7 protein-coding genes and 1 pseudogene are annotated in these 11518 nt (G+C 62.1%); 3 read left to right on the forward strand and 5 right to left on the reverse strand.

Translation table 11 applies throughout. The annotated features are described in order from the left end of the window. Positions 1 to 22: 22 nt before the first annotated feature. The 3 genes and pseudogenes from dxs (at position 23) to Q8O29_RS09105 (ending at position 4415) form a co-directional block, all read left to right on the forward strand. The gene (gene dxs, locus Q8O29_RS09095) at positions 23 to 1930 is read left to right on the forward strand and encodes a 1-deoxy-D-xylulose-5-phosphate synthase (RefSeq protein WP_305561998.1); all 1908 of its coding nucleotides are present in this window, start codon (positions 23 to 25) and stop codon (positions 1928 to 1930) included. A gap of 156 nt (positions 1931 to 2086) precedes the next feature. Then, positions 2087 to 3166: a TRAP transporter substrate-binding protein gene (locus Q8O29_RS09100; protein WP_305562001.1), complete on the forward strand. Its 1080-nt coding sequence runs from the start codon at positions 2087 to 2089 to the stop codon at positions 3164 to 3166. Between the two features lie 166 nt (positions 3167 to 3332). Beyond that, a pseudogene (locus Q8O29_RS09105) lies at positions 3333 to 4415 on the forward strand (TRAP transporter substrate-binding protein). A gap of 215 nt (positions 4416 to 4630) precedes the next feature. On the opposite strand, the gene Q8O29_RS09110 reads toward Q8O29_RS09105, so the two are convergent. The 5 genes from Q8O29_RS09110 to Q8O29_RS09130 form a co-directional block, all read right to left on the reverse strand. Next, complete coding sequence (locus Q8O29_RS09110; RefSeq protein WP_305562003.1) at positions 4631 to 6427, reverse strand: TRAP transporter large permease subunit; 1797 nt, start codon at positions 6425 to 6427, stop codon at positions 4631 to 4633. Between the two features lies 1 nt (position 6428). Next, entirely contained in the window at positions 6429 to 7031 is a 603-nt protein-coding gene (locus Q8O29_RS09115) for a TRAP transporter small permease subunit (RefSeq protein ID WP_305562005.1), read from the reverse strand. A gap of 282 nt (positions 7032 to 7313) precedes the next feature. After that, positions 7314 to 8390: a selenide, water dikinase SelD gene (selD, locus tag Q8O29_RS09120; protein ID WP_305562006.1), complete on the reverse strand. Its 1077-nt coding sequence runs from the start codon at positions 8388 to 8390 to the stop codon at positions 7314 to 7316. Next, a complete protein-coding gene (gene senB / locus Q8O29_RS09125) occupies positions 8387 to 9373 on the reverse strand; it encodes a selenoneine biosynthesis selenosugar synthase SenB (RefSeq protein WP_305562008.1) in 987 nt (328 codons plus the stop codon). Before senB ends, selD begins: the two co-directional genes overlap by 4 nt. A gap of 48 nt (positions 9374 to 9421) precedes the next feature. Beyond that, positions 9422 to 11203, reverse strand: coding sequence for a hypothetical protein (locus Q8O29_RS09130; protein WP_305562010.1), 1782 nt, complete (start codon positions 11201 to 11203; stop codon positions 9422 to 9424). Between the last annotated feature and the right edge of the window lie 315 nt (positions 11204 to 11518).

Genomic DNA, 11518 nt, shown 5'->3' on the forward strand with positions numbered 1-11518 from the left:
CCAAATAACAAGGCACACCACGATGTACCCACTGCTAGAAACCATCAACCGCCCCGCAGACCTGCGGCTGCTGCCGCGCGCCCAGCTCAAGACGCTGGCCGACGAACTGCGCAACTATGTGCTGCACAGCGTTTCGCAAACCGGCGGGCATTTGAGCTCTAACCTGGGCACGGTCGAACTCACCGTGGCCCTGCATTACGTCTTCAACACGCCGGACGATCGGCTGGTCTGGGATGTCGGCCACCAAACCTACCCGCACAAGATACTGACCGGACGGCGCGAGCGCATGGGCAGCCTGCGCCAGCTGGGCGGCCTCAGCGGGTTTCCGCGCCGCGACGAAAGCGAGTACGACACCTTCGGCACCGCGCATTCGTCCACCTCGATATCGGCGGCGCTGGGCATGGCGATGGCGGCCAAACAAAAGGGCGAGGACCGGCATGCGGTCGCCATCATTGGCGACGGCGCCATGAGCGCCGGCATGGCTTTCGAGGCGATGAACAACGCCGGTGTCTGCGACTGCAAGCTGCTGGTGGTGCTCAACGACAACGACATGAGCATCAGCCCGCCGGTGGGCGCGCTGAACCGTTACCTGGCGCAGTTGATGAGCGGGCAGTTTTATGCCTCGGCCAAAAATGTCGGCAAGCAGGTGCTCAAGGTGGCGCCGCCGCTGTTCGAGCTGGCCAAGCGGCTGGAGACCCATGCCAAGGGCATGGTGGTGCCGGCCACCTTGTTCGAGAATTTCGGCTTCAACTACATCGGACCGATTGACGGCCACGATCTGGAGTCGCTGATCCCGACGCTGGAAAACATCAAACACCTGATGGACAAGGGTGAGGGCCCGCAGTTTCTGCATGTGGTGACCAAAAAAGGCCAGGGCTACAAGCTGGCCGAGGCCGACCCGGTGGCCTACCATGGGCCCGGCAAGTTTGACCCGGCCATGGGTTTGCAAAAATCAAGCGCACCCGCCAAGCAGACCTTCACCCAGGTGTTTGGCCACTGGCTGTGCGACATGGCGGAAAAAGACAGTCGACTGGTTGGCATCACGCCGGCCATGCGCGAGGGCTCGGGCATGGTCGAGTTTCACCGGCGTTTTCCCGAGCGTTATTACGACGTCGGCATCGCCGAGCAGCACGCGGTGACCTTCGCGGCTGGCATGGCCTGCGAGGGCCTGAAACCGGTGGTGGCGATTTATTCAACATTTTTGCAGCGCGCTTATGACCAGCTGATTCACGACGTGGCGCTGCAAAATCTGCCAGTGGTGTTTGCGCTGGACCGCGCCGGCCTGGTCGGTGCCGATGGCGCGACCCATGCCGGGGCCTACGATATCCCTTACCTGCGCTGTATCCCCAACATGAGTGTCGCCTGCCCGGCCGACGAGAACGAATGCCGCATGCTGCTCAGCAGCGCGTATGCGCAGAACCATCCCGTGGCCGTGCGTTATCCGCGCGGCGCTGGTGCCGGTGTGGCGACACAGGCCAACCTGGATGCGCTGCCTTTCGGTAAGGGCGAGATACGCCGCCAGGGCGGGGGCCTGGCCATCCTGGCCTTCGGCACGCTGCTGTATCCGGCGCTGCAGGCGGCGCAGAAGCTGGGTGCGACCGTGGTCAACATGCGCTGGGCCAAACCGCTGGACCTGGAGCTGCTGCTGCAGGTCGCCGCCGGTCACGAAGCGCTGGTCACGATTGAAGAAGGCGCGGTGATGGGCGGCGCCGGCAGCGCTGTCGCCGAGGCGCTGGCCGAAGCGGGTATCGGCAAACCTTTGCTGCAACTGGGCTTGCGCGATGAATTCACCGAACATGGTGATCCGGCCAAGCTGCTGGCCCAGCAAGGCCTGGATGCAGCGGGCATTGAACGGGCTATCACTGCGCGTTTTGCCAGCATGCTCGCAGCGGCCAGGGCAGCCAAGCCGGTGCTCAAGTCGGTGGGTTAACCCGCACGGTCGGGGTCAGTGACCTGATGTGAGTTCACGGGAAAACCCGTGAAAGTGCGCGGCGCGAGGTTTTTACAATCAGGGCAAGGCGGCGCAAGCATGCCATGCCGTGATCGCGGCCCCCCGCAGGCCGGTTTTCCCCTTTCGGAGTGTTCCATGAATCGTCGCGCCCTGATCAGACATGCCGGTATCGCCGGCGTGCTTGCGGCCGGCGTTGCGCCCGCCGTGTTTGCGCAGGCGTCCATCCGCTGGCGCCTGGCATCAAGCTTTCCCCAGTCGCTGGACACCATTTATGGCGCGGCCGAAAGTTTTGCCCAGCACGTGAGGACGGTGTCGGGCGGCAAGTTTGACATATCTGTGTATGCGGCCGGTGAGCTGATGCCCGCCTTCGACGTGGTGGATAACGTGCGGCGGGGCTCCATTGAAGCGGCGCATACCGCCCCCTATTATTTTGCGGACAAGGATGAAACCTTTGCCATCGGCGGCGCGATTCCCTTTGGCTTGAACAGCCGGCAGATGAGTGCCTGGACCTTTGAGGGCAACGGCCTGAAGTTGATGCGCGAGTTTTATGCCGGCTACAACATCATCAACTTCGCCTGCGGCAACACCGGCGCGCAGATGGGCGGCTGGTTCCGCAAGGAAATCCGCTCACTTGCGGACCTGAAGGGCCTGAAATTTCGCGTCGGTGGTTTTACTGGCCAGGTCATCGAGCGGCTGGGCGCGCTGCCGCAAAACCTGCCGGGCGGCGATATTTACCAGGCACTGGAACAGCGCGCCATCGACGCTGCCGAATGGATAGGACCCTACGACGACCAGAAGCTGGGCTTCAACAAGGTTGCACCCAACTATTACTACCCCGGCTGGTGGGAAGGCGGCCTGCAGCTAGACCTGTACATCAACCAAAAAGCCTATGAGGCGCTGAGCACGGCCAACAAAGCGGTCGTGAAAATCGCAAGCGCCGCGGCGCATGTGGAGATGCAGGCCAAATACGATGCCAGAAACCCGACGGCGCTCAAGCAATTGGTCGGGGCGGGCGCCAGACTCAGGCCTTTCCCTGCGGATCTCATGAACGCCGCATTCAAGGAATCCATGCAGCTCTACAGCGAGCTGTCGGCCAGCAACAAGAACTGGCGCAAGGTCTACAGCGACTACGCCAGGTTTCGTGGCGACCAGAACCTCTGGTTCCGTTTCGCCGAGTCCACGTTTGACCGCTTCCTGCAAAGCCAGAAACTCTGAAAGCGGCGGGACTGACAACTGGCTGACTGGGTCGTCGAAGCACGATTTTGCGCAGGGAAAACCCGCCCTTGGCCCGCGAAAAGCGAGTTTTACAATCGGGCACAACTTGCAAAAGTTGATGGCCCGGCCATAAGCCGTGTTTTTCAAAATCACCTGGAGTCAATTCATGGATCGTCGTTCCCTTATCAAAAATGCCGGCATTGCCGGCGTGCTCGCTGCTGGCGTGGCACCGGCCGTGCATGCCCAGGAGGCCATTCGCTGGCGTCTGGCATCGAGCTTTCCAAAAGCGCTTGATACCATTTACGGTGGAGCAGAAACCTTTGCCAAAAAGGTCAGCGAGATGTCTGGCGGCAAGTTCCAGATTTCGGTGCACCCCGGTGGCGAGTTGATGCCTGCCATTGCCGGCATGGTCGACAACGTGCAGAAGGGCACGACCGAAATGGTGCACACAGCGCCGTATTACTTTTTTGGCATCAACGATGTGTTTGCTTTGGGATGCGCGATTCCGTTTGGCCTCAACAGCCGCCAGATGACGGCCTGGATGTACCAGGGCAACGGCCTGAAACTGATGCGCGAGTTTTACGGCAAATACAACATTGTCAATTTCCCGATGGGCAATACCGGCGCGCAAATGGGTGGCTGGTACCGCAAGGAAATCAAGGGCGCGGCTGATTTCAAGGGCCTGAAATTCCGGGTCGGCGGTTTTGCCGGGAAGGTGCTCACCCGCATGGGCGTGGTGCCGCAAAACATTCCCGGTGGCGAGATTTACCAGGCCCTCGAAAAAGGCACCATCGACGCGGCTGAGTGGGTCGGTCCCTATGACGACCAGTAGCTGGGCTTCAACAAGGTGGCGCCGTTTTACTACTACCCCGGCTGGTGGGAGGGTGGCCCGCAACTCGATGCGTTTGTCAACAAGACAGCGTACGACAAACTCTCGGCCGAAAACAAGGCCATCCTGGAGTCTGCAGCTGCCTTCGCACACACCGACATGCAGGCCAAGTACGATGCCCGCAACCCCGGTGCGCTCAAGGAGCTTGTGGCTGCCAAGACCAAGGTGCTTCCTTTCCCGAAAGATGTGATGGACCTGGCCTTCAAGGAGGCCATGGCCCTGTACGCCGAGCTCAGCGCCAGCAACCCGGAGTGGGCAAAGATTTACGGCGATTATTCGGCTTTCCGCAAGGACCAGAACCTCTGGTTCCGCTTCACCGAAATGCGCTTCGACCAATTCATGCAGGCGCAGAAGCTGTAAAGCAGCTTTTCCGCTGCCCGAAGCCCCGCTCTGCGGGGCTTTTTTTAGGGTGCGCCCGGCCGGGCGTACCCTAAAAAAATGCGCCCCTGTTCAGGGGGCGCATTGGGTCAGAGGGCATCAACACATCAACAGCTCAGGAGAAACCTCGTTGGGCCTTGCTGCCCTCTTGACGATGGGTAGAGACGGCACGGGCTGGCCGCACCGCGCTACTCGTGCTACTTCTTGTCCTTGGCCAGGGCGTCTTCTATGGCTTTCATCGGGTCGTCTTCCTTGCTCTTGTCGTCAGCGGACGGAGCAGCGCCCGGAAGGCTTTCCTGCGGCGCATCCGGCTCGGACTTGGGCATTTGCAGTTGCTCCATCACCTGCGCGTCGCTGAGCTTGTCGATCTTTTCAATGCCGCCCGTGACCAGGCTCGGGAAAATCATGATGGCCGCCACCATGATCAGTTGCAGGATGATGAAGGCAATTGAACCCTTGTAAATCTGCGCGGTGGTTACCGCCGGAATGGTGGCGCCCGTGACCCGGTCGCGGTAGTCGAACTTGGCCGCCACGCTGCGCAGGTAAAACAGCGCGAAACCGAACGGCGGCGTCAGGAATGAGGTTTGCAGATTCATGGCGATGATCACGCCGAACCAGATCATGGCGTCGTCCACCGTCATGCCCGGCACCAGGCCCGGCAGGATTTTCTCGGCCACCGGTGCCAGCAGCGGAATCACGATAAACGCGATTTCAAAGAAGTCGATGAAGCAGCCCAGAATAAAGACCAGGATGTTGACAACAATAAGAAAGCCCCACGCGCCGCCGGGCATGCCGACAAACAGTTTCTCTACCCAGAAGTGTCCGTCGGCCGCGTTGAAGGTGAAGCTGAAAACCGTGGAGCCGATCAGGATGAACAGCACAAACGAGGCAAGTTTGGCGGTGTTCTCCAGCGCCTGTTTCAGCAGCGGCATGGTCATGCGGCGTTTGCCCAGCGCCAGGATCAATGCACCGAGCGCACCCATGGCGCCGCCCTCGGTGGGTGTGGCCACGCCGAGAAAAATAGTGCCCAGCACCAGAAAGATCAGGATCAGCGGCGGCATCAGCACAAAAGTCACCCGCTCGGCCAGCTTGGACAGCAGGCCCATGCCGGTCACGCGGTTGATGATGGCCAGGAACAAACCAAGCAGCGAGGCCAGGGTCATCGACAGGATGACAATTTCATCGCCGGGTGCCGGCATCGGACGCTTGAGCAGCGGGGTCAGCACCGCGTTGTGCACCTGGGCCCAGGCCATGCCAGCCACTGCACACAGCACAACCAGAAACATCAGGGACTTGTGCCCCGAGGCGCCGCCCGGCTCTTTGTAGATGCGCGCCTCCAGCGGCAGCGGCGGCACCATCGCCGGTTTGACAAAAGAAACCACCACGATGAACAAAATGTACAAACCCACCAGCAGCAGGCCCGGCACCAGCGCGCCGGAGTACATGTCGCCGACTGAGCGTCCAAGCTGGTCGGCCAGCACGATCAGCACCAGGGACGGGGGAATCGCCTGGGCCAGCGTGCCTGAAGCGGTAATCACCCCGGTGGCGATGACCCGGCTGTAGCCGTAACGCAGCATGATGGGCAGGGAAATCAGACCCATGGAAATCACCGCTGCAGCCACCACACCGGTTGTTGCTGCCAGCAGCGCCCCGACCAGGATTACCGCAATTGCCAGACCGCCGCGCAGCGGGCCGAAGACCTGACCCACCGTCTCAAGCAGATCTTCTGCCATGCCGGAGCGTTCAAGAATGATGCCCATGAAGGTGAAAAACGGAATCGCCAGCAGCGTGTCGTTTTGCATGATGCCGAAAATGCGCGAGGGCAGCGCCTGGAACATGGTGGCAGGAAAAAGGCCTGCCTCCATGCCGATAAAACCAAAGGCCAGACCGGTGGCCGCCAGCCCGAAGGCCACCGGAAAACCGGTCAGCAGCAGGACAAACAGGCCTGCAAACATCAGAGGCACAAACTGTTGTGCAAGAAAAGTGGTTTCCATCTTATTTATCTCCAGCCAGGCGCGCTGTAGCAATCCGCTCCAGCTCTTCCAGGTGTTTTTGTTCATCGGTTTTGGCGGCTTCTCCACCAATGGGGTCGTCGATCACGCCGCGCAGAAAGGCGATGCGTTTGATCAGTTCGGACACACCCTGGATCGCCAGGATCGCGAAGCCGACCGGCACCAGCAGGTACACCGGCCAGCGGATCAGGCCACCGGCGTTTTGCGACATCTCGCCACTGGTGTAGGCGCCCATGAAAAAAGGCCAGCTCAGCTTGACCATCAGGATGCAGAACGGGAACAGCACAAAAACAATGCCCAGTACATCGATCCAGTTGCGCGTGCGGGCGCTCAGCAGGGTGGAAATGAAGTCAATGCGCACATGCGAGTTCGACAGAAAGCCGTAGCCCGCGCCCAGCATGAACACAGTGGCAAAAAGATACCACTGCACCTCCAGCAGGCCGTTGGAGCTCATGTCGAATGCCTTGCGGACGATGGCGTTGCCGGCACTGATCAGTGTGGTGGCAAGAATCAGCCACATCGTGGTCTTGCCAACCCAAGTGCTGAAGGCATCAATCGACCGGGACAGCGAAAGAAGAGGGGTCATGGTGGGTGTCTCCTGGGGATCCTGGGAAAAGGTTCGCGCATAAAAATCATCCGGCAACCTTCTGTAGGAGGGCGTGCCGGATGCAGCTTGGCGCGTGAGGGATTCTATAGGGCACTATAGAAGGCAAACTGACAGCTTTGTGACGGTGTTATCCCGTAGCGGCCATAGACATTGCGCGGACGGTAGCCCCAAAAAGTCGCGCCGCTCAATCCCTCACCCCACACCTCTCCCACAGGGCGAGGGTGAGCGCCGTCCAACTCACTGTCGTGTCGTTGGAAAAGATCAATAAATTAGCTCGACACCGCTGCCCGCCAGCATGTGGCCGATGGCGCGCGCATCGCCAAAGCCCTGGCTGTGAAAACAGGCCAGAACCTGGTCGGCAATGCCGGGGTCGCAGGACACCAGCAGCCCGCCGCTGGTCTGCGGGTCGCTGAGCAACGCCTGCTGGGCCGGGCTGATATCGGCAGGCAAGCTGACTTCGGTGCCGTAGCTGGCCCAGTTGCGGCCCGAGGCGCCGGTGACCATGCCTTGTGCGGCCAGCTCAAGCACGCCCGGCAGCAGCGGAATCTGGCTCATCTGCAGTTGCATTTTCAGCCCCGCGCCGCGTGCCAGTTCCAGGCCGTGGCCGGCCAGCCCGAAGCCGGTAATGTCGGTCAGCGCATGCACGCCGTCGAGTTTGGCCAGGTCGATGCCGGGTGTGTTGAGCTGGGTGGTGACGGCGATCATGCGGGCGTAACCCTCGGCATCAAGCGCGTCTTTCTTCAGCGCGGCCGACAGGATGCCGACGCCCAGCGGCTTGCCCAGGATCAGCACATCGCCGGCGCGCGCACCCGAGTTTTTCTTGACCCGCGAGGGATGCACCAGCCCGAGCACCACCAGGCCGTAAATCGGCTCGACCGAGTCGATGGTGTGCCCGCCCGCAATCGGAATGCCGGCATCACGGCAGACATCCTGGCCACCACGCAGGATGGCGCCTATGGTCTCCAGCGGCAGCACATTGATCGGCATGCCGACCAGGCCCAACGCCATGATCGGCGTGCCGCCCATGGCATAGACGTCGCTGATGGCGTTGGTCGCTGCGATGCGGCCGAAGTCATAGGGGTCGTCCACGATGGGCATGAAGAAGTCGGTGGTGGCAATCAGCGCCTGCTCGTCGTTGAGCAGGTAAACCGCCGCATCGTCGGAGGTTTCGATGCCGACCAGCAACTGCGGGGGAATCGGGAGGTTGCTAGAGTTTTTCAGGATCTCGGCGAGCACGCCGGGCGCGATCTTGCAACCGCAGCCGCCGCCGTGCGACAGGCTGCTCAGGCGGGGAGTTGTTGCGGGAACCGTGGCAGGAAGTTTGTCGGGGGCATTCATGGGGGAGCTTTCAGTGCGCTGTTGACCAAGTTTATGACAAGGCGCTTTTCTCGGGCAGGGCTGAACAAATGGGCGCGCTCGCGGCATTGCTTTTCCAGCCGCAGCAAAAAGGCCGGCTCCGTGGCGCAGCGCTGCAGCAGCGCCGCCAGTGCGGCGTCGTCACCCACCGGGAAGTAGCCTGCGTAGTCGTCGCCCAACATGCCGAGGTTGCCGCTGATGCGGGAGGCCAGCACTGCGGTGCCGGACTGGACGGCCTCCAGGATCACATGCGCGCCGCCCTCCATCAGTGAACTGTTGACCAGCACATGCGCGTGTTTGATGCGCTGGCGGGTGAGGGCGCGCGGCAGGCCGCCTAGCCAGCGGTAGTGCGGCATCCCGGCTTGCGCTGTGCTGGCGGCCCGCGCCAGCTCGGGTTGCAAGGCCTCGCCGATGGACTCAAACAACATGCGGCGGGAGTCGCTCCTGGCGGCTGCCCTGAGATAGGTCAGCGGGTCTTTCTCGTCACGCAGGTGGCCGACCATCACTGCCCGAAACCGCCGCCTCGATTTGGCAGCCGGCAACAAAGGCCGGGCCGACTGGAAGATCACACACGTCTTGTGCCAAAGGGCGGGCGGCAACTCGTGCAGCCCGGCTTCCTGCAGCACCACCAGGTGGGTTGCCAGTGCCAGTGACTGCTGTGCATCAGAATCGCTGCGGATGTCGCGGTACAGGTCGGTGCCGGTCAAGACCACAATCAGCGCTTTGCCCGGACACTGCCGGGCCCAGGCTTGAATCGATGCTGCCGAGCGCCGCGCATGCAGCGCGATCATGGCGGCGGCAGGCTGGTTGTTCGCGGAAGGGGGCCAATGCGGCAGCAAGGCGGTCTCGCAATGACCGGATAGAAACTGCGCCCAGCGCCACGCGGTGTGCCAATTGCCGTTGTTGGCTTCGCGCATCGCCGGGCTGACGATGATAACTTTGCCTGTTTCAGATCTGCTGTCCAATGCGTGGCCCCATGTTCCGGGCCCGATGCCCGCGCCATAGGTTAACAGTCAGGAGGCAGGTTCACCCTCGCGGATTCTTGCCTGCAGCTCGCCTTTTGCCGCGTTGTAGCTGAAGTGTTTTCTGGCCAGCGCCGGCTGGTAGTTGAGCATGTTGATCAAAAAGCTCAAGGCGCCGAGGTTGTTGCCCAGGCGATCAAAGCTGCCGGTCGCCCGCGCTTCCTGTTCGGTGCTGCCGGTCTGCAGCATCTGCTCGACCAGCTCGTGCATGTGGGTGACGGCCAGTGCAGCCTGCTCCAAATCGAGCACGGCCAGCACCCCGCGCATCTGCTCAAGCTGCCCCGGTACCGCAGCGAGAATGGCCTTGTCTTCGGGGCTACGGAAAAAATGGTCCAACGCCACCTCAAGCTGGCCCAGCAGCCTGCGCAACTCGGTGACCACACTTTCCATGGTTTGTTTGTCGTTGACGCGCCGGTACAGCGCTTCCATCCAGGCGTCGGGCGCCTGGGCCTGGCCGGTCCGGGCGCTGTCCAGCCTGTGCGCCAGGCGCCCTGTGCGGGCCGTGAGCTGCGGGTCTTTCGGGTCCAGATCGTCAAACGCCGCTTCCAGGTACAGCAGCGCTGTCGCAACTTCAAGTCCGAGGTCCGGCGAGGGCGCTTGCCCGGAAGCCGCCGTGGTGTTGATCGCCTGCGTCAGTGCCTGGGCCAGCGGCTCGCTGGGCGGGTGCAGCTTGACCAGCGAATCGGTCACCAGGCTGAACTGGTCGCTGACCATCTTGAAGCGGTTGAGGTCGCCGGCGGTCACCGCAGACCAGCTCTTTTTGGCCGAACTGATGCGTTTGCGGGCCTGTTCAATCAGGGCCGGCGCAAAGCGGTCGAACTGGACCGCCTCGTAGTCCACGGGCTGGAAACGCGCCAGGCCGTAGCTGGCCCGCACCGCTGTCAGTGCCGGCGCGTCGCTGGCACGCCGGGCCACCGCCTGCGTACACAGAAAAAGCAGGTCCTGCGCGAGCCGGTCCGAGGCATGCGGTAGGCCGCGCGCCAGGTTGGCATAGTGCAGGAGGATGCGCAAAATCGCCCTTTTGGCATACACGTCCACCTTCAGCAGACCCTGCGCCAGCGCTTCAAAAAAGCCTGCGGCAATTTTCCAGAATGTTTTCAGCTCGACCTCGGTGTCGGTTTGCGCCAGGCCCAGACACATGTCGGACAGGCTTTGCGCGGCCTGTGCATCGCCGCTGCGCACCAGCTTGAGCGTGAGTCGGTCCAGCAACTGCCGCGATGTGTCGCTGTAGGCCGTGGCCTCGACGCTGACAGCGAGCTCGGGCTCCAGCCAGCGCCATTCAAACGCCCAGAGGTCCGCCGGGTGAACCCGGTCCGCGCCGATCAGGCTTTGGATATCGCGGTACTGCGGGAACAGCGAGACTGCCGACACCGGCTTGTCCGCCAGCACGTCCTCCAGGTAGGCCGTCAGCGCGAGGCCGGCCAGCTCGATCTGGTTGCCGGCTTGTTCCGTGCATTGCTTCGGAGACTGGATAAAACGCTGGACCACTGTTTCCATGGCACGCAGTAGCAGCGCCGGCGCGCTCATGCCCACCATTTCCAGGGCGCCCGCAGCCTGGTGCAACTGCTGGCGGGCCAGACGCAACTGGCTGGCGTCCAGCGCCTCCAGCTCCGCGCCCTTCGCCAGAGCGGCCTCGCGCACAAACCGTTTCAGGGCTTTGCTCGCGCCATCCAGGGATTTGTGGAGCTCCTCCAGCACCCAGGCCAGCGGGCCCAGGTCCATGATGCTCACGTCCAGGTCTTCAGGGGACGGATTCAGCGCGTTGGTTGTCATACATGGCGTACCGGTTGAAAGGACAGGCGCCCCCGGCGCAGGCGCGGGCGGGTCGCCGCAGTCTATGCGCGGGCCTGCGAAATTTGGCACCAAAACGCAAGCGGGGTGACAGTCGGCGCATGGCGCCCGCTGACAGGTCGCGCGGGGCACGTTTTGTACTGCTTTTTGGCAATTAGGAGCCTGGGCGGCAGAAGGAACGTCGGCTGCAAAGCGGCCGCGACGGTCCATTTTTCACCGGCTTTTTGCCCCATAGCTACGGCTATGAGGCTGCAAACCCGGCAAAAACTGTCCTCGCCGGGGCCACTTTTCGCTTCG

Source organism: Polaromonas sp. (genome assembly GCF_030689685.1).
Taxonomy (GTDB): domain Bacteria; phylum Pseudomonadota; class Gammaproteobacteria; order Burkholderiales; family Burkholderiaceae_C; genus Polaromonas.